The organism is Alishewanella maricola (assembly GCF_016343785.1).
In the GTDB taxonomy this organism is placed as follows: Bacteria; Pseudomonadota; Gammaproteobacteria; order Enterobacterales; family Alteromonadaceae; genus Alishewanella; species Alishewanella maricola.
Genome location: NZ_JAEINI020000004.1, coordinates 304,827 through 328,252, shown reverse-complemented (window position 1 = coordinate 328,252; position 23,426 = coordinate 304,827). Strand labels below are relative to the sequence as shown.

Below are 23,426 nucleotides of genomic sequence, written 5' to 3'. Positions count from 1 at the left end.
ACTCCATAACAAAGCCACATAGGACGCTCATACTAATCAGTTTAGTGTTAAGCATAACGCGGTTTGTTTAGCCAACACGCCATAAGTATTCCCTGAGGATTCTTTGCGGCCATCCATGGCCTGTAACAGTTGATTTAACGCAAACAGTGTTAGCTTGATTCACTTGCATTACGCTTAACAGAGCTTATGTTTAACGTGTATATTTATCTAACCACTGAAACACTTCGTTGTACCAACGCACGCGGTTATCCGGGTTTAAAATCCAGTGATTTTCATCTGGAAAGATCACCAACCGTGAATCAATGCCTTTACGTTGTAAATTAGTAAAAGCCCCTAAGCCTTGAGCATAAGGCACACGGAAATCTTTTAAGCCGTGGGTCACCAACATCGGCGTTTGCCACTTTGCGGCATGCGCCGCCGGATTAAACTTTTGATAATCTGACTCAGCCTGCCAAGCTGGCCCGCCTAAATCAAACTCAGGAAACCACAGCTCTTCTGTACTGCCATAAAAACTCGGCATATCATACAAACCGGCATGGTTCACTAAGCATTTAAAGCCCTCTGGCCAGTTACCGGCAATCCAGTTCATCATATAACCGCCGTAGGAAGCCCCCAGCGCACAAGCACGTTCGCCATCAATCCAAGGCTGAGCTTGCACAATATACTCAAAGCCTTTTTGCAAATCGATTAAGGGCTTGCCACCCCAATCACGGCTAATCGCATCAGTAAAAGCTTGGCCATAACCGGTAGAGCCATGGAAATCGACCATGACCACAGCATAGCCTTTAGCCGCATACATTTGCGCATTCCAACGCTCGTTAAACATATTACCGAAGCTACCTTGTGGCCCACCGTGCACCAAAAAGGCCATCGGGTATTTTTTGCTTGGCTCAAAATTCCACGGCTTCACTAAATAGCCGTATACGGTGGCATCATTGGCGCCTTTAAAGCTAAATTGCTCGTACTCACCAAATTGTACCTGCTCGCGCCAAGTGGCGTTAACATCGGTTAATTGTTGTAATTGCGAACCATCTGGCCCGGTTTGAAAAATTTCTGGCGGCATATTTAAGCGATGATTGGTAAACACAATTTTATCGCTGGCAACCTGTAAGTTACCGGCATAGCCATCACCATACACTTTGACGACATCACCAAAGCTGGTGTTGATGGCATAAATGCTATATTGCCCAACATCTTGGGTTGTTACATAAATAGTACGATTATCTAAGCCAAACTGATAATCAGAAATCGAGCGGTCCCAGTTTGGCGCCACTTCTTTCTGCTCACCGGTCACCAGATCCAACAACATTAAGCCAAAGCGATCGGCTTCAGCGCCGGGTTTCTTCATGGCCAAATAAGCCATAAAACGGCCATCGATGGAGAATTTTGGCTTTGCATCCCAAGCGGGGTTATTGGCGGTTAAATTAACTTTTTCACCACCGCTAATCGGTACCTGAAAAATATCGTAATTGGTATGCCAGGCTTGATCGACGGCAGGGATCTTGGCACTAAACACCAGTTGCTGATTGTCTGGCGTGAAAGATACTTCACTGATCCCGGCAATATCGGTGTTCCAATCTGCCATCACATTTTTGGCATCGGTCAGCACTTTATCACCGATGGTGGCGATATGCAGATGTTCACGATATTGATCGCGCCAGTGATCCCAATGCCGAACCATAAGCTGGTCATAAGCTAAGGCACTGTCTTTTTTCTCGGCGTCTTTGGCTTGAGCATCCAAGGTGCATTGCAACGTTTGGCAACCTGGTTTCACGGTCAACGCTAATGCCAGGGTTTTGCCATCAGCGGCCAATTTAAACGCATTTACGGGTACCGGCAGTTGCGTGACTTGCTGTGCTTCACCACCGTCTAACGACAACCGCCAAATTTGATTACTGCCACTACGATTGGCAATAAAGAAAATACTCTGGCCGTTAGGATGCCACTGCACTGCAGTTTCACGGCTACTGTGTGTAGTCAGGCGTTTCACACTGCGATTTTCACCCAGCGTCATTAAATACAAATCATGGCTGGTATCGGCGGGCGCAAAACCGCCATTGCTCTGGCTGTAAACCACCGCTTGACCATCTGGCGCTAACGCCACATTACCCACTTTATTAAATTGGTTTAGGTGCTCGACCGTCAGCGGCCCCTTTGCCATGGCCGTACTGCTTAAAATACAGGCAGCCAGTAACGTCAGTTTTTTCATCAGTTCCCTCGGTTAGCAAAAGGCCGCAGTCGTTGCTGCGGCCTGTTATTATTATTTCGAGCCTTTGCTTAACTTGGCATCTAACTCAGCGATGTTCGCTTTCCAAATTACCGGCCCTTGTTGGTGCACATTATTACCGTTGCTATCAACGGCAACCGTCACCGGCATATCTTCAACATCAAACTCGTAAATCGCTTCCATACCTAAGTCTGCGAATGCCACTACGCGGGCTTTTTTAATCGCTTTTGACACTAAGTATGCCGCGCCACCTACCGCCATTAAATAGGCTGCTTTGTGTTGCTTGATACTGGCTACGGTTTTATCACCGCGCTCAGATTTACCAATCATGCCCAGTAAACCGGTTTGCGATAACATCATATCGGTAAATTTATCCATTCGTGTTGCGGTAGTTGGACCGGCAGGCCCTACTACTTCATCACCTACCGCATCAACTGGGCCAACGTAATAAATAAATTTGTTTTTAAAATCAACGCCAGCGGGTAAGCCTTCGCCTTTATTCAGCATATCAGCAATACGCTTGTGCGCCGCATCACGCCCCGTAAGCATTTTACCGCTTAGTAATACTGTTTCACCGGCTTGCCAGCTTTGTACTTCCTCGGGTGTCACGGTATCAAGGTTGACCCGTCGCACTTTATCGCCCAGCTCCCACGTCACTTGTGGCCAGTCTTCCAATTTAGGCGGCTTGATATCAGCCGGGCCGCTACCATCTAAATGAAAATGTAAATGCCGAGTAGCCGCACAGTTAGGGATCATCACTACCGGTAAAGATGCGGCGTGGGTCGGTACCGATTTGATCTTAATATCAACAACCGTGGTCAAACCGCCTAACCCTTGAGCGCCGATACCTAATTTGTTCACTTTTTCGTACAGTTCAACCCGCAGTTTCTCTTCTGCGGTCTCTGCGCCTTTATCCAGTAAATCTTGAATATCCACGGGATCCATTAATGATTCTTTGGCCAATACCGCCGCTTTTTCAGCCGTACCACCGATACCAATACCTAGCATGCCTGGTGGACACCAGCCGGCACCCATTTTGGGCAGGGTTTCAAGTACCCAATCCACAATAGAATCTGACGGATTTAACATCGCCATCTTGGTTTTATTTTCAGAGCCACCGCCTTTGGCCGCAATCATCACTTCAACGTGATGGCCTGGGACTAAATCAATGTGCACCACGGCTGGGGTATTATCTTTGGTATTTTTGCGCAGACCAGCAGGATCAGCAACAATAGAGGCTCGTAGCGGATTGTCTGGGTTAAGATAAGCACGACGGGTGCCTTCATCAACCATTTGCTGTACCGTCAAGTCGGTTTTATCCCACTTCACATCCATACCGATCTTCACAAAACAGGTGACGATGCCGGTATCTTGGCAAATAGGCCGGTGGCCTTCTGCCGACATGCGCGAGTTAATTAGAATTTGGGCGATGGCATCTTTAGCCGCTTGGTTTTGCTCTTTATGGTAAGCCACTTCCAGCGCTTTGATAAAATCCAGTGGGTGATAGTAAGAGATATACTGTAATGCATCTTCGATACTATCAATAAAATCTTGTTGGCGAATAACCGTCATGCTTGCCCTTCCTCAGTCGCCAAACTTGGCGAGACATTTAACTATTGATGTAGGTACTGGTATGATAGCGTGCATCGAAAACAGCGGCTAGTCCCAATCATGCAGCAGTATCTAATCTACGACGCGAAAAAGGTTCCTGACCCGATATTTTCTCTGTTAAGCCTGTTCGAAGTATTTGCTGAGCAGCCTTGGTCAATGTTTCTTGACTCGGCAGATGCCAGCCATCCAAACAGTCGTTATCAGATTATGGTTGCCGAGCCCATTGCCACCCTGACCAGTCAGCACGGCCAGACCATTTTAACAGATGAACACGGCGCCCATCATTACACAACCGATCCGTTTAAGGTATTAGACTGTGCGCTAAAACGGTATTTTCCTCAGGTTATCAGCAGTGAATTGCCCTTTCATGGCGGTGCTCTGGGCTATTTTGCTTATGATCTTGGCCGTTACCTGGAAAAACAACCTAGCCTGGCAGCCGCGGACATTCACCTGCCGGATATGGCACTTGGGCTATACAGCTGGGCACTGATCTTTGATCAGCACAGCAAGCAATTGTGGTTTACTGACTACACGGGCGATGCCGAAGAAAATTGGTATAAGTTACAACAACGCTTACAAGCGGCACCTCAAACGTCAAGCCACTTTCAATTAACCTCAGCTTGGCAAGCTAATATGAGCCAACAGCAATATCAAGAAAAGTTTGCGCAAGTACAACAAGAGTTGCTCAGCGGTAACTGCTATCAAATTAACTTAGCGCAGCGCTTTAGTGCAACGTATCAAGGGGATGAATGGCAAGCCTATAAACTGTTACGTGAGAAAAATGCCGCACCTTTCTCGGCGTTTATTCGTATCCCTGAAGGTGCGGTGATCAGCATGTCACCTGAGCGTTTTATTAAACTTACCGATCGACAAATCGAAACCAAACCGATTAAAGGCACTCGACCGCGTGGGCTTTGCCCTGAGACCGATCAAGCTGAAGCCGATGCGCTGACCCTATCTGAAAAAGATCGCGCTGAAAACGTGATGATTGTCGATTTACTGCGTAACGATCTAGGTAAAGTAAGTGAAGCCGGTTCAGTGAAAGTGCCCGCATTGTTTGCTATCGAAAGCTTCCCAGCGGTACACCACTTAGTCAGCACTATCACCAGCACCTTAGCAGCGCCGTTCAGCGCCTGTGACTTATTACGCGGCGCCTTTCCAGGAGGCTCGATCACCGGTGCACCGAAAATCAGTGCTATGCATATTATTGAGCAGTTAGAACCGCATCGGCGTAACGTGTATTGTGGTGCTATCGGCTATATCAGCAGTAACGGCAATATGGATACCAATATTGCCATTCGTACCCTGGTTTGCGAACAAGGACAACTGCATTGCTGGGCCGGCGGCGGTCTCGTTGCAGACTCTGATGCCGATAGCGAATATCAAGAAACCTTAGATAAAGTTGCCCGCATTTTACCGGTACTCTCGGCGACTCGCTCTGATCAGGACGATGATGTTAGCCGCGCAGTTTAAAAATCGTTTTTTGCTGCAGCCTGGTTTGCCGCCGCAAAGCGAGTTACTGCCTATCGAGCAAGCCACGCACGTTAAACAAAGTGCGGTGCTGGTGCCGATTATTGATTATGGCGACAGGCTCAGTGTGTTATTTACCCAGCGCTGCTGGCATTTAACCCATCACCCAGGACAAATTAGTTTCCCGGGCGGCAAACTGGAACACGCTGAAACGCCTGCGGCCGCTGCGCTACGTGAAACCGAAGAAGAAATTGGCGTTACAGCTAACCGTATTCAGCTATTAGGGCAGTTGGGCTCACATCATACGCTGACCGGTTTTCAAATTAGCCCCTGGGTGGGCTTATTGCCTGCCGGCACCCCGATCATTGCCGATCCGGCTGAAGTCAGCGCGGTGTTTGAAGTGCCACTGACTTTTTTTCTCGACCCAAGGAACTGCCATGAACTGTGGCTGCCTTTGCGCGGGCAGGCTCGACAACTGCATTTTATGCCTTTTGAGAACAAACTGATTTGGGGCGCCACCGCAGCCATCATGGCGCAATTGCTGCAACACATCCGCTAACTAAGCTTAAGCCCTGCCAACCTGTAACGTTTTCAATACACCAGTGTGCGATTTGCTTCGACAAACTCAGAGACGACAGCTCTGCTCAACGGCTCGCAGCTTACAGTCTGTCGGTGCTTCAGCTACAATGGCCTTAACAACACCCCTGCATAAACCAAAATGGAAACGGCCGGGTGCAAGGATTTGCCAATACGCTAGCCCTGCCCTCTGTTCGTCAGCCAAAGAGAATTCAGAAGTAGATTTATTATGATTATCAGTGCATTTGATATGTTTAGTATCGGTATCGGCCCCTCTAGCTCACACACGGTTGGCCCGATGCGCGCCGCTAAAAAGTTTACCGAAGACTTAGCACACAATGAGATGCTACCTCAGGTAGCCAGTGTAAAAGTAGAGCTTTATGGCTCACTTGGCCAAACCGGCATTGGCCATGGCACCGGCAAAGCCGTTATTTTAGGCTTATCGGGCTATCTGCCAGAAACCATTGATCCTGATGCCGTTGACGGTATTTTAAAACAAGTACACGACAGCCAGCGTTTACAATTGGCACAGCAACACTCGGTCAGTTTTGCGCGCGAAGGCGCCATTATGTTTCATCGGCGTAAAACGTTAAAAGAACACTCTAACGGCATGGAGCTGATTGCTTTTGATGCCGAGAAAAATGTCTTGCTGCGCGAAATCTACTTTTCAATTGGCGGTGGCTTTATTGTTAAAGCCAGCGATTTTGCCAAAGAAAAAGAAGCGGCCAGCCAATTTGCCGCCGATAATCCGCCCCCCTTTCCGTTTGAATCGGGTGCTGAGTTACTCGCGCTATGTAAAGAACACGGCTTTTGTATTGCCGGTTTAATGCAAGAAAACGAAAAAGTACTGCGCAGCACCCAGCAAATTGAAAGTGAGTTAAATAATATCTGGTTAACGATGCGCGCCTGTATCGAACGGGGTATTCGAACTGAAGGCATCTTACCCGGCGGCCTGAAAGTGCGGCGGCGCGCACCAGGGCTCTATAAACGTTTAATCGCTGAAAAAAGCAATGATCCGTTGCAAGTGATGGACTGGGTTAACCTGTTTGCGTTAGCCGTTAACGAAGAAAACGCCGCTGGTGGCCGTGTCGTAACAGCGCCGACCAATGGTGCTGCCGGCATTATCCCCGCAGTGTTGATGTACTACGATAAATTTATTCAACCGGTAACCCCAGAAATCGCCTCGCGTTATCTCTTAACGGCGGCGGCTATAGGTATTTTGTATAAGAAAAATGCCTCAATCTCTGGCGCTGAAGTGGGCTGTCAGGGTGAAGTTGGGGTTGCGTGTTCCATGGCCGCCGCCGCCTTAACGGAAATTCTTGGAGGCAGCCCCTCACATGTCGAAAACGCCGCCGAAATTGGTATGGAGCATAATCTTGGGCTAACTTGCGATCCGGTCGGGGGTTTAGTGCAAGTACCTTGCATTGAACGTAACGCGATGGGCGCCATTAAAGCCATTAACGCTTCACGCTTGGCGATCCGAGGTAGTGGCGATCACAAAGTCTCGTTAGATAAAGTGATTAAAACCATGTGGGATACAGGTAAAGATATGCAAACTAAGTACAAAGAAACATCACGTGGTGGTTTAGCGGTTAATATTATTGAGTGTTAATGGCTTTTTAATATCCCTACTTGTGCAAGTGAAGTCAGTAAGGCCTAGGTCTCACTGACTTTGCTAAGCAGCTTAAACATACTCAATCTTGCCTAACCCCTTAACCAAGTGCGCTTTAAAATCTTCAAGCTGTTCTAAAGCAAAGACAAAGCTCGGTAATTTGTTGCTATTAAAAGGTAACGAAAAATACACTTGCTGCTCCACCACATCTAGTGCCACTTTTTGTACCTTCTTTATTTCTATATTCGCCTCACCAATCAGCATTTGCTCAGCATCAAAGCGCACATAATTCTTCGGATCGTTGATCAGCAATGGTTTTGGTGCTTTAAATAACGACGGTAGCCAAAAAGGATAACTCAGTAAAAGTAAACCATAGAGCGTTTCGAACAGCCAAAACTGGTCAGTTATATAGCGATACGCTAAGTAGAGGATGCTCAATAACAACCAGATTGCAAACATGATGCGCGGTTGTTGGTAAAAAGGCTTAGCCTGCACAGCCGACTGTATCGTACTTAACTTGGTCATTTAACTGCTAACGTCCTTGTTCATTTGAGCGTTCGTTAATAAAACGCGATAACTGCGGCCCATGCCATACACTAATAGGTTACCAGCCGGTTCTCGCGGCTTAATTCATGCCTCTTAAACCGTCTGGTGTTATTTAACGCCTTGCAAACCTGTTTCATCCCAGTCTGCTGCAGTAGGCTCAACGATTTCCGCCGCTTGATAATCTTTTAATAACTGCTCGGCCCGTGGCATGTCTTCATCAGCCACAAATACATTTGCAAAGCCCATGGTGCCAATATCGCCAATAGCGCCTTGTAAATAATGCCCACCAACATGAGCAGGGATATCATGCGCTTGTAGCATACCGGCAACGATATGGGCTTCGATTATTTCATGAGCTCGAAAGACTATTTGCATACTTCATCCTTTTCTTTGAGCTTAGTTGAATAACCAGTTTGCCACCAGCACCGCACCAAAGCAATAAAACAGCATTGGCCACAGGGTATAGCGGATGATCTCACCTTCACGGCCATTTAAATTAACCACACTGGCCGCCGCCACCACGTTCACCACACAAATCATATTCCCGGCATTGGCGCCAAGCATTTGTAAGGCCAGCACCAACTGGCTATTCACGTCAGCTTCTACCGCCATGGCGTGCTGAAAACTGCCAAACATCAGATTAGAAAAGGTTGCAGAGCCTGCGATAAAGGAACCTAAGGCACCAACAAAAGGCGCTAGCCATAACCAACTCTCTGCTAAACTGCCTGCGGCTAGCTGGGCTAAGGCCATCGGCATCGCCGGTAAACCCGCGTCATTCAAATCAGAGTGTAAAAAAATCCGCACCATGGGCACGGCAGCGGCTAAGGCAATCACGGAAGGAAGCAACATCTTGTAACTGTCTTTAAAGGCATGGCGCAACGTCTGGCGCGGTGCCGCCAACATAAAACAGGCTAAAATAGCAATGACCACAAAAATCGTGCCCGGTAAATACAAGGGCGCAACACTGACATTTAAGCTGGAACCGATAATACCCTGCCATTGCCAACTCACTTGTTGTAACCCGCTTTTAAAGGGTAAAGCCGGCACGCGGCTTAGCACCAGCAACAACGCGACCATTAGATAGGGTAACCAGGCACGCCAAAGACTTAAGGTGGGTGCAATGCTTGGCTCTGTTGATAGGGATGAATTTGCTAACGTGCCGGGCAGTAAAAACCGATACTTGGCAGCGGTGCAAACCAAGGCTAAGCCCACTAAGGCACCTAATACAGAGGGAAACTCTGGACCAAACGCCCACGCCACCCAATAAGCTGGCACAGTAAAGGCTAAGCCGGAAAACAGGGCAAACGGCGCCATAACAAAACCGGCGCGCCAACTGGCAGGCGTACTGAAAAAACGGGTATACAGCACACACATCAAAAGCGGTAGCCAAGAGGCCACCATAATATCAATACTAATCGCAATAAGGGCTATCTGCTGTAATTCGCTGGAGGAAGTGCCGGGTACACCTTGCGCAATCCCCACTAACACCGGCGTACCCACTGCGCCGAAAGACACGGCACTGGAATCGGCAATCAGTGCCAACACCACGGCCGCTAGCGGTGGAAAACCTAAAGCGACGAGTAAGGGTGCAGCAATGGCAGCCGGGGTACCAAAACCAGCGGCACCTTCTAAAAAGCTGCCAAATAGCCAAGCAATGATGATCAGTTGTACGCGTTTATCCGACGAAATCTGACCAAAACCCTGTTTGATGACCTCTAAAGCACCACTTCGCTTCAACACATTGAGCAGTAAAATAGCGCCAAAGATAATCCAAATAATGGTCGCGGCAATCACTAAGCCTTCTAACACGGCAGCACTTAATTGCTGTAACGGCATCTGCCACACGCTATAAGCCAATAGCGCGCTAAGCAGTAAACTGAGCGGCATCGCCTGCTTTGCTGGCAGGCGACATAACACCAATAAGATAAATACACTGAGCAGCGGCATGGCCGCTGTCAGAATTTGCCACAGGGTCATGCCACGCTCCTTGGGCTGATTACTGGCTGGTCACTAAAGACGCCTGCTGTTTTTCTTGCCGACTAGGCATGGCACAGATCACGAGTACAAATAATCTACCTATGGTCGGAATAAAACTAACAAACACCCACCACGGATTCCAGCCTATACTGCGTAAACGACGAACCGTGGCGGCGGTGATTGGCAAATACATAAACAACATATAGGTCAAAGCGACCATGCCTTTAGTGCGTAAAATGGCATCAATGATTAAGAACACGACAATCACCACCAGATGCAGCATATAAAAATGCACATATGCTTTACGTTCCGTTAAACCACGCCAATCGGCATAACGGCCAAACTCCTGCATAAAGTTACGGAACCACTGTGGTAAATGCTTTTTAGCATCTTCTAGCATCACATATAGCGCAGGGATCAACACTAAGGTAATCACCGTAGCGAACAAAATACCAAAAGCCAACGACACCGCCATAGGCACCACAATTTTTGCTTGTAAGCTGCGCTCAAATACAATCGGCACTAAACCCACAAAGGTGGTTAATGACGTCAGCAAAATGGCGCGAAAACGTTGCGCACCGGCTTCCACCACCGCTTGCTTAATCGCGATACCTTCTGCCCGTGCCCGGTTCACAAAGTCAACCATGATCAAACTGTCGTTTACCACGACCCCGGCCAGCGCGACCAAACCAAATACGGACATGATACTTAAGCTTAACCCCAACAACATATGGCCGATTAACGCACCGACTAAACCAAAGGGGATCACGCTCATAATAATTAACGGTTGCGCATAAGACTTTAGCGGTACCGCCATCAAGGCATAAATACAGAACAAGGCAAAGACACCGGCAATTAATAAATCACGAATGGCATCCACTTCATCCTGACTGGCGCCATCAAGCTCACCGGTGACACCTGGGTATTTTTGTTCCAGCTCTTTGATAAGGGTCTTACGCACTTCGGCGACCACTTTACCCGGTTCAATACGCGCTTTGTCAGCCGCCGCGGTTATGGTTACGGCTCGTTCACCATTAACCCGGTTAATGGCACTAAAGCTGGGCTGTAAGGTGTAACTGGCAATTTGTGAGAATGGCACTTCGCCGCCGTTAGCGGTGCGCACACGCATATTCTCTAAATCACCAATCGAACGACGCTCTTCTTGTGGGTAGCGCACCATCACTTTAATTTCTTCGCCATTGCGCTGAATACGCTGCGCTTCGGCACCATAAAAACCATAGCGCACCTGACGCGCTAAATCAGCTAAAGTGATGCCTAACACATCGGCCTCGGGCTTTAGCGCCAGCACAATTTCATCGTTGCCGCCGAGCAGGTTATCTTCAATATCAAAGACCCCTTCATAAGTGGCTAAACGCTCTTTTAATTCTGCAGTGGCTAATTGCAAATTAGCCAAATTACTGCCGCGTAATTGCAGCGCAATGTCAGCCCCGCCACCAAAACCAGAGCTACTGAGTTTAAAGGTTTTTAAGCCTGGAATTTCTGGGATCTGTTCACGCCAGCGTCGACCAATCTCGTTGCTGTCCACTTCGCGGCCTTCGCTTTTATCCAGCTCTACCGTAAATTGTCCTGCGGTGTCGCTATTAAGGGAAACCAAGCGATGTTTCACCACTAAATCTTCGCCTTCTGCTAACAGCTCTTTATCTACCCGCATTAACGCTGCTTCAATTTCTTTCATGGCGAGCACCGTTGCTTCGTTTGAAGCGCCCTCTTCCATTTGCACCGTAGCGCGTAAGATATCATTCGGCACATCAGGAAAAAACACCCAACGCACAAAACCGGCCGAAATGACCCCAAACATTAAAATCAACAAGGCAAAAAATACCGCCATGGTTAAATAGCGAAATTCGATGCATTTCTCAATAAAAGGCCGGTATTTCTGTTGAATAAAGTGGTTTAAGTGGCGAGTAACCGCGCCACGGATTTTTTTCAGGGTATTGCTACCAAAACGACCTAAAGCATAAATACCGCCTTTATCGGGATCCCAAGGTTTGGTGTCCATATTGGCAATGTGCGCCGGTAAAATCAGCTTAGATTCCACAATCGAAAACAATAAACACAACACCACAACCCAAGCAATCGAGCCCCAAATAGCCGATTGTGCGCCGCCGACCAATAGCATCGGCACAAAGGCAGCCACGGTGGTTAACACCCCAAAGGTGGCGGGCATCGCCACTTTTTTTGCCCCAGCAATGACCGCTTCGGTTGACTTGCCACGTTTTTCAATTTCGGTATAGGCGCTTTCGCCGATAATAATGGCATCATCGACCACTATCCCCAGCACCAAGATAAAACCAAATAAGCTGATCATATTGATGGACACATCAAAAAAGGGCAGCGGTAACATGGCCAAGGCACCCAAGAAACAAATTGGAATACCCACCATCACCCAAAAAGCAATGCGGAATTCTAAAAACAGCGTGAGCGCCAGCAGCACCAATAACACGCCATACAGCAAGTTACTGGTCATTAAATCCAAGCGGCCTTGCAAGTAATAGCTAAAATCGCCCCAATAATCTAACGAGATACTCGGTGGCAGCTCATTGCGCTTGTTTTCAACATATTTTTTAACTGTTTCAGCAATTTGTAGGGTGTCGTCTTCCCCCACCGCATCAATGCGCACCGTCACGCTGTTTTGGCCATTAAAGGTCGCTAAACTGGCGCGCTCAATAAAACCGTCGGTCACTGTCGCGATATCACTTAATGTTAAGCGAGTACCATCAGGGTATTTCACTAACACAATGTTGTCGAAATCGTTTTGATCGTAAGCTTGGCCTTTGGTGCGCAACAAAATATTGCCGCTTTCTGAACGGATCGAACCACCGGGTAAATCGACCGAACTGCCGCGAATAGCACTGACTACTTGATCAAAAGTTAAACCGTATTCACGCAAGCGTGATTCAGGGATCTCAACAGAGATTTCGTAGTTTCGAGCAGACATGACATCAACCTTACTCACACCCGGCTGTTTTTTAATTTCATCGCGAATGGTTTTCGCCAGTTCTTTTAATGCCGCCTCTGAGGCTGCACCATAGAGCGATAGAAACATCACATTACTTTGAAAACGAATCCGATAGACTAATGGCCGCTCGGTTTGCTCTGGCAGAGTGGAAATAGAGTTCACCTGCGTTTTAATCTCTTCCATTACCTCGGTGATGTCATACCCCGAAGCAATTTCGGCCACCACCGTACCTAAACCTTCAACGGCCGTTGAGCGAATACGTTTTATACCGTTAACGCCCCGAATGCTCTCTTCGATTTTATCTATAACGCCGGTTTCCACTTCTTGTGGCGCAGCACCTAAATAAGGCACCCGAATATTCACTTGCTCTAGCTGAATTTCTGGAAAACCTTGTTTTTTAATGGTTAAAACCGCCGCAACACCCGCGAGCAGCAAAATAATCATCAACAAATTGGCCGCTACGCTATTGCGAGCAAACCAAGCAATAATACCTGTTTCTTTATTCATTGCCGGTTGCCTCAGTTGCGCTTGCGACTTGCTCGGTTGTTACCGCAGGTGAATCATTATCTGATACATTCTTGGGCGTATCACCCGCCACGCGCACCACAGTACCACCAATCGGATTGGTGACCGGTGATACCACTAAACGATCGCTCGGCATAAAGCCCGCATTGATATAGGCAAAATTAGCATCAGCGCGTGCTAGGTTAACTTGGCGAAATTGCAACGTGTTTTGCTCATCGACAATTAACACCCGATTACCGGCTTGCAGTAAATGCCTTGCCACTTTAACCACTTGTGATGCGGCAATACCACTGATTTCAGCTTGTACAAAACGACCAAATTGCAGCGGCTGGCCAGCAGCATTTTGCCGCTGATAAGGATCGGCGACTTCTGCCACGGCATAGATAACGCGGCTGCGCTCATCCAATACCCCTTCGGTACGGACGATAGTGGCTTGCCATTGCTGCGGCTGACCTGCTACCACAGTGCTTAAGCTCACCGGAATAGACAAGCTTTGTTGCGTGTTGGCTGGCGGTAAAAAACCAAAATCGGTATCCGTTAGTGGTAAACGAATTTCGGCAATCTCAGTGCCGTAAATCATCCCTAACTGAGAGCCGCGAGTGATAAATTGCCCTAAGTTGGCGCTGCGGCTATTCACCATACCGGCATAAGGCGCTCGGATCTGCGTTCTGTCTAGATCACGCTGTGCCCGCTCTACTTCGGCTTCGGCTGCTTGCACGCTGGCTAAGGCACTGGCCAATTGCGGTTGGCGCAAACCTAACGCCGGGGCTTTGCCTTCGGTAAAAGAGCGCCATTCGGTTTCAGCCACGCGGCCACGGGCTTTTTCTTCTTCTAACTGCGCTTTGGCACCCGCCAGCGATGCTTGCGCCGCCTTGACTGCAGTTTCGTAATCGGCCGGATCCACTTGAAATAATAAATCGCCTTTTTCAAAAAAACCGCCGACCACAAATTGCTCAGAAACCGCGACAATACGCCCGGTAACTTCAGAGATCAGGGTTGTTTCAAGCTTTGGCGTTACCGTACCTTGCGAAGCAATTTTATAAGTAATGTCTTCGGCAGGTAACTCAGCGGCATTGACTAATAAAGCTAAACGCTGCTCTGCCACCTTAGCTGGAGGTTTACGCAACTTTGACAAACCGTAAGCGGAGGCAATGGCAAGTACCAGTATGATGATCGGCAAACCGACCCGCATAAATTTTGAAGACATAAGATGATCCTGAGTTTAATAAGAATTTTCTATTTGCCATCATACGCAGAATTACGACAGATCGTTGCATTGCTCTGTTAATTTTTGTATCGATAAAAATACGCCGCCAACCCGTGTCCCCAATACCTTTTAAAACGCTGTTGCAAGCAAAGGCGCTAGTACAAAGGGCTTAGCGCTGTTCGCCAAACAGCGAGTAGCAGCTAGACCTTGGCAAGCCGTATTATTACGCCTGAATGCAAAAAACATTTTGTTACAAACTAATGATGCCCAAAAACCTGCCATGCTTAATTTTTAGGCATTGGCAAAATCGTTACATTGCGTTAGGGTTATGAGGTACCAAATATTATGTTTGGTATTAATTTGTTATAAGCCCTAAGCCGCAACAGGAGTGTGCAATGAGCATTAGTAAGCAGTATTTGAAAACCAAACCCGCTTGCAAAGTGACCTTTAAGTTGGCAGCTGCTCGCCTGCCTGATGCTACACAGGTTGCTTTGTTAGGGGAGTTCAACGATTGGGATCCTGCAGCCCTTTTGATGAAGAAAAGTAAAGCCGGTGATTTCAGTGCCAGTATTACGTTACCCAAAGATAGCGAATATCAATTTCGTTATCTTATCGATGGTACCACTTGGTTAAATGACGATGATGCAGATGGCTTTGCACAAAGCGATATGTCGCATGATCAGAACTCAGTATTAAAAATCTAAAAATAAGGGGCATATCGCCCCTTATTTCCTATAGCGTTAAGCGTTCAATTTACCTAATAAGTTAAGCTTTATTGTTGCCTTTGCGCAGCGTTAGCACTTTTCTAAAACTAAACAGCCAACAGAGTATCCGGCGCCAAATGAGCATAAAATGGCTTTGTCACCCGTATCCAATCCTTGTTGATGCAAATGAAAAGCAATAATCGATCCTGCTGAAGCCGTATTGGCATAAGTATCTAACACTAACGGCGCTTCTTCAGGTAAAGGCTCGCGCCCTAAAATTTTCCGCGCTGCGAAAATATTCATATTGATATTGGCTTGATGTAACCACAGCCGTTTAAGCTCAGTTGGCGCAATGTGCTGCGCCGCAAGCTCATCTAAAATGACATCGGCGACAATCGGCAATAACTCTTTAAAGACTTTGCGCCCTTGTTGTTTGAAAAAAGGCGTACTGACATCATGCTGATCAAAGCAATGCTCGGTGTAGCCAATATCACAACGAATATTATTAGAAAATTCAGTTTTCAGGCGCATGCCTAAGATACGAAAAGCGTATGGGCTGTTTGCGGTTTCTTCCGCTTCAATAATGGTTGCAGTACACACATCACCAAAAATAAAGTGGCTATCGCGATTACGATAATCGACTTGTGGCGAAGCAAACTCGGGGTTGACCACCAAAACGGTTTTCGCCGTGCCACCGCGAATGGCATTGGCAGCATTACTAATGGCAAAGGTGGCAGAAGAACAGGCAACGTTCATATCAAAAGCATAACCGCCCGCCCCTAGCTGCTGTTGCAGCTCTATCGATAAAGCCGGATAAGGGCGCTGCATGTTCGACGCCGCGCAAATAATTAAATCGATATCTGCCGGTGTTTTATTCGCTTGAACTAAGGCTTGATGCGCGGCAAACAACGCCATTTCAACCATTTCTGGCATGTGTTCTTCACCACGCTTTTGAAAAATAGGCCGCATCACGGCAGGATCTAAAATGCCGTCTTTATACAACACATGTCGCGATTTAATGCCCGAGGCTTTTTCAATAAACTCACAACTAGAATACGCCAGTGCCGCTAACTCGCCTGCGGCAATCGCTTCAGCATGTTCCGCATTATAATTATCGGCATACTGATTATAACTTTGTACCAATTCTTCATTACTAATGGTTAGTTCTGGCGTAAATAAGCCAGAGCCGCTGATCACTATGTTTTTCATCGCGCCACCTTGTGCAATTGTGAACCTTTGTCACTTTTGTGGCTCAGTATAACAAACTTGCTGGTCAGAGGTGATGCCAAGTTCAGTTATTGCAGAATATTTCAGCAGTTAACCTGCTGTTTACTGCCGCCATGCTGGCGATAAGGTACACTTAACTTAAGAAGTTCGGTTTTTTGCTGCTAACGACCTAACGTTGGCTAACCGACGACCTCACAGGAGAGTCATGTTCCGACTGATCATGTTTTTAATGGTGTTGTTGCCAAACATTGCCACGGCGCAAACAAGCTTGCGCCTGACGGGTTTATCTGGCGAGCTGGAAGATAATGTAAAACTTTATCTCGACCGTTATACACCAGACGAGATCTCCACAGCACTGCGTTTTCAATCTCGCTTAGAAGATGACATTAGCACGGCTCTGCAAGCACTGGGCTATTACCACAGCACGGTCAGCATTGAACTTCAAAACAGTGGTAAAAATAGTCGGCTGCTCATTCAGGTAGATGCCGGTGAGCCCACGCTTATCAACAAAGCCAATATTCTGATTAACGGCGAAGCGCAAAACGATAGTGATTTTCTGGCACTATTAAAACAAGCCCCCCAAGTTGGTCAAACTGTGCATCATGGTCGCTATGACAGTTTTAAAAAAGCGCTGACGAATTTAGCCCTACGCAAAGGCTATTTTGAGGCAAATTTTAGTCTTGCTCGTTTAGAAGTAGCGCCGGCGCTGAAACAAGCCTTTGTACAACTGACGTTTGACAGTGGCCCGCGTTACCGTTTTGGCCCGGTGAGGTTTCAAGGCAATCAAATTGAAGATGTCCGCTTACAAAGTTTAGTGCCGTTTAAAGTGGGCGATCCTTATCTGGCAACACAATTGGGTGAATTAAACCAAGCGATTGCCAACACCAGTTGGTTTTCTTCTATTTTAGTCACCGGTAATACCGATAAGGTGACCGAACATATTTTACCGGTGGATGTTGAGCTTGCTCCGCGCAAACGCAACAGTATCGAGACCGGTATTGGTTTCTCAGATGATGTGGGCGCGCGCTTAAAGCTCAATTGGTTAAAACCTTGGTTAAATCAGCGTGGCCATAGCTTAGACAGCAAATTAGCGCTGTCGGGAGCGGAGCAAAGTATTCAAGCGGCCTATAAACTGCCATTAGAAAGCGTGGCCACCGATTTCTGGCAATTACAATACGGCCTGCGCAACCGTGATTATCAAGATACCTTGTCAAAAGAGTCTAATTTGGCATTAGAACGGCATTGGCTGCTGAGCAACGATTGGTATCGTACGGCATCGCTACGCTGGTTGTATGAGGATTACACCCAAGCCGATCAACAAGACACCAGCAGCTTAATTATACCCGGTATGAGTTTCTCGCGCAGTCGGCAAACGGGTTCAGGCATGCCAACTCGCGCTGATCGCTTGTTATTTGGCGTGGAAGTATCAGATAGCAGTTGGGGCTCTGATGCTAGCTTTGTCAGGTTACGAGGTCGAGCGGGCTACATTACCACCTTTGCCAATAATCATCGTTTCGTCGGTCGGCTAGACGCTGGTGCCGTGCTGATGGAAGATATCGATAACTTACCGCCATCGATCCGTTTTTTCGCTGGTGGCGATAACAACTTACGTGGCTACGCCTATGAATCTGTTTCACCCCTTAACGATGAAGGCGAACTGATTGGCGGTCGTTACATGACAACAGCCTCACTAGAATATCAATATCGGGTAAAAGGGAACTGGTGGTTAGCCGGCTTTACCGATTATGGCAGTGCTTGGACAGATACCCCAGATTGGAAGCTCGGGGTCGGCTTTGGTGTACGCTGGGCCTCGCCTGTTGGCGCCGTCCGTATTGATTTAGCTTGGGGTTTAGATGCCGTTGACTCCCCTTTTCAACTCCATTTTTCTTTAGGACCTGAATTATGATTACTCGGTCAGAACAAAGGATCAGCGTCTAATGCGCGTGCGCCGCTGGTTAAACCGTACACTGGTACTGCCCTTGTTAGCGGTTATACTGTTACTCAGCTTGCTGCTGTTTACGCAGCCAGGGCTGCGTTTTAGCCTGTGGATAGCCGATAGCTTGCTCGATGAATTAAGCATCGGCAAAACTGAGGGCGCTTGGTTAAGTGGGGTGAGCTTAGCGGATATTCGCTTTAAAAATGACATGGCAGATGTACAGCTTGAAAGCCTAACCTTTCGCCTGCAAAAACGCTGCATAATACAGTTGCGTGTGTGTATCCCTGAATTAAAACTGCGTGGTAGTCGGATTGTTCTCGCTAGCCTTGAAGAAACCCACCCAGACACGGTGAGCGCAGCACCCGAGGCCAGCGGTTCAGGCCGTATTTTACTCCCTATTCCTATTAACATTAACCGCCTCATACTTGAAGATGTGGCTCTCAATACCCCGACTCAACAACTTGCTTGGCAATCTTTTAGTACCACCTTGGTTGCTTGGGGCAGTCGAGTGCGTTTGAGCGAAACACGCTGGCATCAATTAAGTGTTAAGCTCGCGCCTGCAGCTACTGAAACCGCCGCATTAAACGGCTATCACGCGCCAGTATTACCCGAGATTTCGCTGCCGCTGTCTATCCTGATAGAAGATTTCCAACTGACCGAATTCAGCTTTAAGCAAGCAGCGTTGCATCAGCAACTGGCGAAATTAACCTTGAGTGCCCAGTTAACGCCGCAACAAATCCGGCTACTGGATGTCAGCGCCGAGCATCCGCTTGCCTCTGTACAATTCAGCGCCAATGTCGAGCTCAAACCTAACTACCCGCTACAAGCACAACTTGATGCAACGTTAAAACAAGGCGATTTTGCAGGACAGCGCTTGAAGTTAACACTCGGTGGCGATCTGGCGGATCTGTCGGTGTCATTGTTGGCTTCAGGGCCTATTACTGCAGAGTTACACAGCGAATTGGCGTTGTTAACCGATGATTTACCGTTACAACTTAGCCTGCAAAGCCCCCAGTTGAACTGGCCGTTAAGCGCACCGACTATGCAGTTGCAAGACACCCAATTAAAAGTGACTGGCCGTTTAAGTGCTTTAAACCTGTCATTAGCCAGCGCCATCACGGGTAGCAACCTGCCCGACAGTCAACTGCTGCTGCAAGGTCAATGGCAACATTGGCAACAACAACTTGATCTTGCCCAACTGCAATTGACGACCCTAGGCGGCATGATCAGTGCCGAAGGTTTACTCAACTTACAGCAGCAGATAGCTTGGCAATTAGCCCTAACCTTAAGCGATATCCAGCCGGGTCAATATTGGCCTGATTTCCCCGGTCGCTTGCAAGGCTCGCTGCAAACCCAAGGCAGCTTTAACACAGCAGAACAACTTGAGTTGCACGTACCACAAGTAAACTTGAGCGGCCCATTACGTGGTCAAGCACTGCAATTACAGGGCGAATTAGCGCTAACCGGCAACCTAACTAAAGCCGATTGGCAGCTGACGACACCGGGCTTAACCTTAAGTCACGGCAGCAATTCGCTGAGTGTCCAAGGTTCACTGGCGGAACAATGGCAATTGGATGGCGAAATCACACTGCCGCAATTAGCACTGAGTATTCCGGGTTTAAAAGGCGCACTAAACGGTGCTTTATCAGTACGCGGTCTGGCGAAACAGCCTGATATTTCAATCGCACTTAATGCCAGCAAGCTCAACTATGAAGATTTTCGACTGGCCGAAGCGAACCTAACCGCACAGGTGTCTTTGGCACAACCGATCCGCAGCCAACTGAAACTGAGCGCGACGAAGGGGCAATATCAACAACAACGTTTACAGCAATTATCGCTAGAGCTCAGCGGCACCGAGTTGGCACATCAACTAAAACTGGCGCTGACCGCGGATGAGTTCAGTACCGATATCAACTTAGCGGGTGCTTTGACCGATCGCCAGTTTTGGCAAGCCGAGCTGCAACAAGTGGCCTTAACCAGCCCAGCAGGCGCTTGGCAATTGACTGCGCCGCTGCCTATTACTGTCGATATTATCAAGCAACAATTAAGCCTGGCCGCGCATTGTTGGCAGCAAGCCCCCACCACCTTATGTTTAACCGAAGCAACCACCTTAAACCGTGAAGCGATCAACCTCAGCTTAACGCTAGCAGATTATCAATTAGCACAATTAAACCCGCTACTGCCCTATCAATCGAGTTTAAAAGGCGGCATTTCACTGCAATTGGCCGCCAATTGGCAACAAGGCCAAGCCGCCAAGGCAACGCTACAATTAAACGGTGAACCGGGCAGTTTTACACAACAACTGGATGTGCCGGTGACTCTAGATTGGTCGGCATTATCGCTTAATGCGTCACTCGAGCAACATCAGCTTCGCAGCCAACTTGAGCTGCGTATTGGCAATGACGGACTGCTACAAGCACAAACGCTGATCAGTGATTTAAACCAAGAACAAAAACCGTTACGCAGTGAAATTACGCTACAAAACCTGACATTAGATTTTTTACGGCCGTTACTGGATGAATACAGCGAGCTGGCGGGCACCTTATCCAGCCAATTAAGTATCAGCGGCGATTTAGCCGAGCCGCAAATTGCCGGTGAGCTGCGCCTTGCCGATCTGCGGGTTAAAGGTAAATTAGCGCCAACCGATATTGAGCAAGCCGATTTACAAGTGAAGTTTACCGGTGAACAAGCCAGCTTAAGCGGCATCGTCAACACCCCTGAAGGCCGGGTCACCTTAAGCGGTGATGCTAATTGGCAACAGCGTGAAGATTGGCGTTTAGCGGTGCAAGTTAAAGGGGATGAATTAAAACTGCAGATCCCACAAGCCTTACTGTTTGTAAAACCCGACCTGCAGATCACCGCCGCACCCGGGCGCAGTAAAATAACAGGTATAGTACAGATCCCACGCGCTACTATCACGGTGGATAGCTTGCCACAAAATGCGGTGGGCTTATCAAGCGATTTGGTGCTCTTAGATCGCCGCTTAAAACCCATCAGCGAAGAGCAAGCGGCGGCTTTTGCCATTGAAACAGACATTCGCGTGCAACTGGGCCAAGCGGTGAATTTATCCGCATTTGGCTTAAAAACCCGTTTAAACGGTGACTTACGTGTACAACAGCAACAGTTTAACCCCACCGTGCGCGGTGAAGTGAACTTACAAGACGGTACCTTTCGTGCTTATGGCCAAGACTTATTAATCCGCCAAGGCAAAATGACGTTCAGTGGCCCCGCTGATCAGCCGTTTTTAAACGTCGAAGCCATTCGTAACCCAATTAATATGGAAGATGACGTGATCGCCGGTATTCGCGTCACAGGTCCGGCCGATCAACCGGTGATTAGTATTTTCTCCGAGCCCTCCAAACCGCAAGCCAATGCCCTTTCCTATTTAATTATGGGCCGAGATCTCGACAGTGAATCAGGCAATGCCGCCAACAGCGTTACCACCAGCTTAATTGGCATGAGCTTCGCCTCCAGTGGCAAGCTGGTTGGTGAAATTGGCGAGGCTTTTGGGGTCAGTGATCTCACACTGGATACCGAAGGTGCCGGTGATAACTCACAGGTGACAGTCAGTGGTTATCTGACCCGAGATTTACAACTAAAATACGGTATAGGTATTTTTCAGCCGATTGGCCAGTTTACACTGCGCTATCGCTTGATGCGCAGCCTGTTTTTAGAAGCGGTATCAGGCTTGGATAACGCTGTTGATGTGCTCTACAAATTTGAATTTGATTAAAGCAACTTAATTATAAGTGAACCACGTTTTCGCCGTTGGCGAGTCACGTTCTTTTGCCTAGCCAAAAGAACGTCACCAAAGTAAATGCGCCCCACGTTGCGGCGAAAGCCCGTTCAATTTTGCCCGCCCACGGCGACGAGGTAACTCGCTCGGCTTGCAACGTAATGGGTTTTAAAAGCGCATCAGACTTAGGCGTATTTCGGTTTTAAGATTATTACAGCTCAGAGCGAATAACAGAAATTCCTGCTGCGCCAAGATGTTTATGCGCGTGTCTGCAATAACTTATTAAAGAAACAACGTTTTCGCCATTGGCGAGTAACTTTCTTTTGTTTCGCCAAAAGAAAGTCACCAAAGAAAATTCGACCCACGTTGCGGCGAAAGCCCGTTCAATTTTGCCCGCCCAAGGCGACGAGGTAACTCGCTCGGCGCTACCGCACCTCACTCAAACACCCCTCGTCTTAAAACCTTGGTCGTACAAACTTGCTCGGCTTGCAACGTAATGGGATTTAAAAGCACATCAGACTTAGACGTATTTCGGTTTTTAAGATTATTACAGCTAAGAACTGAAAACAGTCTTTGCTGATTACCCTCTAAAATGTCAGCAATTTGCACAAACAAGCTATTCAGCAAAACGAATACCGCTCTGGCATTTATTCCCCTTAGAGCGAGCCGACTGATCATCGTTGTCCAAGGTTTTAAGAAAACGGGTGTTTGAGTGCGGCGACGGTAGCGCCGCGCGAGTTACGTTTTCGCCTTGGACAACGATGATCAGTCGGGCTTTCGAGCGGAAGTGGGGTCGCATTTTCTTTGGATACTTTCTTTTGGCGACGCAAAAGAAAGTATCTCGCCAACGACGAAAAGGTTAAATTCTCCGTAAAGCTTTGACTGGAGCACGCGGTAAATACATCCGTGTACGCTGCTCTTTTTCATCCTGAAAAGACGTCTTAAGCCAACGTTTACTTCGCTATTAACTCATCAATAGAGTCTTGGTATCTGCCCCGAAGCTTGAAGCTTACTCTGGATTTTATTCCCCTTAGAGCGAGCCGACTGATCATCGTTGTCCAAGGTTTTAAGAAAACGGGTGTTTGAGTGCGG

The 23,426-nt window shown here is 47.8% G+C and carries 14 protein-coding genes; 6 read left to right on the top strand and 8 right to left on the bottom strand.

Annotated features, from left to right (window positions below):
• Positions 1-190 precede the first annotated feature (190 nt).
• Positions 191-2,209, bottom strand: coding sequence for a S9 family peptidase (locus JAO78_RS08585; protein WP_226750956.1), 2,019 nt, complete (start codon positions 2,207-2,209; stop codon positions 191-193).
• A gap of 51 nt (positions 2,210-2,260) precedes the next feature.
• Complete coding sequence (locus tag JAO78_RS08580) at positions 2,261-3,799, bottom strand: fumarate hydratase (protein ID WP_226750955.1); 1,539 nt, start codon at positions 3,797-3,799, stop codon at positions 2,261-2,263.
• A 99-nt stretch (positions 3,800-3,898) separates the two neighbouring features.
• On the opposite strand from JAO78_RS08580, the gene pabB reads away from it, so the two are divergent.
• The 3 genes from pabB to JAO78_RS08565 all read left to right on the top strand — a co-directional run bounded on the left by pabB (position 3,899) and on the right by JAO78_RS08565 (position 7,496).
• Positions 3,899-5,311 carry an aminodeoxychorismate synthase component I gene (pabB, locus tag JAO78_RS08575; RefSeq protein ID WP_226750954.1) on the top strand — a complete coding sequence of 471 codons (1,413 nt, stop codon included), beginning with the start codon at positions 3,899-3,901 and terminating at the stop codon, positions 5,309-5,311.
• Positions 5,289-5,867 carry a CoA pyrophosphatase gene (locus JAO78_RS08570; protein ID WP_226750953.1) on the top strand — a complete coding sequence of 193 codons (579 nt, stop codon included), beginning with the start codon at positions 5,289-5,291 and terminating at the stop codon, positions 5,865-5,867. Before pabB ends, JAO78_RS08570 begins: the two co-directional genes overlap by 23 nt.
• Before the next feature lie 249 nt (positions 5,868-6,116).
• Complete coding sequence (locus JAO78_RS08565; protein WP_226751001.1) at positions 6,117-7,496, top strand: L-serine ammonia-lyase; 1,380 nt, start codon at positions 6,117-6,119, stop codon at positions 7,494-7,496.
• Positions 7,497-7,568: 72 nt separating this feature from the next.
• On the opposite strand, the gene JAO78_RS08560 is transcribed toward JAO78_RS08565, so the two are convergent.
• The 5 genes from JAO78_RS08560 to JAO78_RS08540 all read right to left on the bottom strand — a co-directional run bounded on the left by JAO78_RS08560 (position 7,569) and on the right by JAO78_RS08540 (position 14,731).
• Complete coding sequence (locus tag JAO78_RS08560) at positions 7,569-8,021, bottom strand: hypothetical protein (protein ID WP_226750952.1); 453 nt, start codon at positions 8,019-8,021, stop codon at positions 7,569-7,571.
• A 129-nt stretch (positions 8,022-8,150) separates the two neighbouring features.
• Positions 8,151-8,417, bottom strand: a complete 267-nt coding sequence (locus JAO78_RS08555) for a putative signal transducing protein (protein WP_226750951.1) — start codon at positions 8,415-8,417, stop codon at positions 8,151-8,153.
• Positions 8,418-8,438: 21 nt separating this feature from the next.
• Positions 8,439-10,019: an L-lactate permease gene (locus tag JAO78_RS08550; protein ID WP_226750950.1), complete on the bottom strand. Its 1,581-nt coding sequence runs from the start codon at positions 10,017-10,019 to the stop codon at positions 8,439-8,441.
• 19 nt (positions 10,020-10,038) lie between these two features.
• A complete protein-coding gene (locus JAO78_RS08545; protein ID WP_226750949.1) occupies positions 10,039-13,506 on the bottom strand; it encodes an efflux RND transporter permease subunit in 3,468 nt (1,155 codons plus the stop codon).
• On the bottom strand, positions 13,499-14,731 hold the full coding sequence (locus tag JAO78_RS08540) for an efflux RND transporter periplasmic adaptor subunit (RefSeq protein ID WP_226750948.1): 1,233 nt from the start codon (positions 14,729-14,731) through the stop codon (positions 13,499-13,501). The genes JAO78_RS08545 and JAO78_RS08540 overlap by 8 nt, the downstream gene beginning before the upstream one ends.
• A gap of 395 nt (positions 14,732-15,126) precedes the next feature.
• Between JAO78_RS08540 and JAO78_RS08535 the strand changes: the two genes are divergently transcribed.
• Positions 15,127-15,435 (top strand): isoamylase early set domain-containing protein, encoded by a 309-nt coding sequence (locus JAO78_RS08535; protein ID WP_226750947.1) that lies wholly within the window; start codon positions 15,127-15,129, stop codon positions 15,433-15,435.
• 90 nt (positions 15,436-15,525) lie between these two features.
• Here JAO78_RS08535 and JAO78_RS08530 read toward each other — a convergent pair whose 3' ends face one another.
• Positions 15,526-16,644 (bottom strand): beta-ketoacyl-ACP synthase III, encoded by a 1,119-nt coding sequence (locus tag JAO78_RS08530; RefSeq protein WP_226750946.1) that lies wholly within the window; start codon positions 16,642-16,644, stop codon positions 15,526-15,528.
• A gap of 223 nt (positions 16,645-16,867) precedes the next feature.
• On the opposite strand from JAO78_RS08530, the gene tamA reads away from it, so the two are divergent.
• Both tamA and tamB read left to right on the top strand, forming a co-directional pair.
• Positions 16,868-18,568 carry an autotransporter assembly complex protein TamA gene (tamA, locus tag JAO78_RS08525; RefSeq protein ID WP_226750945.1) on the top strand — a complete coding sequence of 567 codons (1,701 nt, stop codon included), beginning with the start codon at positions 16,868-16,870 and terminating at the stop codon, positions 18,566-18,568.
• 31 nt (positions 18,569-18,599) lie between these two features.
• Positions 18,600-22,331: an autotransporter assembly complex protein TamB gene (gene tamB / locus JAO78_RS08520; RefSeq protein ID WP_226750944.1), complete on the top strand. Its 3,732-nt coding sequence runs from the start codon at positions 18,600-18,602 to the stop codon at positions 22,329-22,331.
• Positions 22,332-23,426: the final 1,095 nt, after the last annotated feature.

Excerpts from the sequence above, each read along its gene's own strand:
- JAO78_RS08585 (WP_226750956.1), bottom strand. The coding sequence starts at position 2,209 with ATGAAAAAACTGACGTTACTGGCTGCCTGTATTTTAAGCAGTACGGCC.
- JAO78_RS08540 (WP_226750948.1), bottom strand. The coding sequence starts at position 14,731 with ATGTCTTCAAAATTTATGCGGGTCGGTTTGCCGATCATCATACTGGTA.
- JAO78_RS08550 (WP_226750950.1), bottom strand. The coding sequence starts at position 10,019 with ATGACCCTGTGGCAAATTCTGACAGCGGCCATGCCGCTGCTCAGTGTA.
- tamB (WP_226750944.1), top strand. The coding sequence starts at position 18,600 with ATGCGCGTGCGCCGCTGGTTAAACCGTACACTGGTACTGCCCTTGTTA.
- tamA (WP_226750945.1), top strand. The coding sequence starts at position 16,868 with ATGTTCCGACTGATCATGTTTTTAATGGTGTTGTTGCCAAACATTGCC.
- JAO78_RS08580 (WP_226750955.1), bottom strand. The coding sequence starts at position 3,799 with ATGACGGTTATTCGCCAACAAGATTTTATTGATAGTATCGAAGATGCA.
- JAO78_RS08545 (WP_226750949.1), bottom strand. The coding sequence starts at position 13,506 with ATGAATAAAGAAACAGGTATTATTGCTTGGTTTGCTCGCAATAGCGTA.
- pabB (WP_226750954.1), top strand. The coding sequence starts at position 3,899 with ATGCAGCAGTATCTAATCTACGACGCGAAAAAGGTTCCTGACCCGATA.
- JAO78_RS08530 (WP_226750946.1), bottom strand. The coding sequence starts at position 16,644 with ATGAAAAACATAGTGATCAGCGGCTCTGGCTTATTTACGCCAGAACTA.
- JAO78_RS08570 (WP_226750953.1), top strand. The coding sequence starts at position 5,289 with ATGATGTTAGCCGCGCAGTTTAAAAATCGTTTTTTGCTGCAGCCTGGT.
- JAO78_RS08535 (WP_226750947.1), top strand. The coding sequence starts at position 15,127 with ATGAGCATTAGTAAGCAGTATTTGAAAACCAAACCCGCTTGCAAAGTG.
- JAO78_RS08560 (WP_226750952.1), bottom strand. The coding sequence starts at position 8,021 with ATGACCAAGTTAAGTACGATACAGTCGGCTGTGCAGGCTAAGCCTTTT.
- JAO78_RS08555 (WP_226750951.1), bottom strand. The coding sequence starts at position 8,417 with ATGCAAATAGTCTTTCGAGCTCATGAAATAATCGAAGCCCATATCGTT.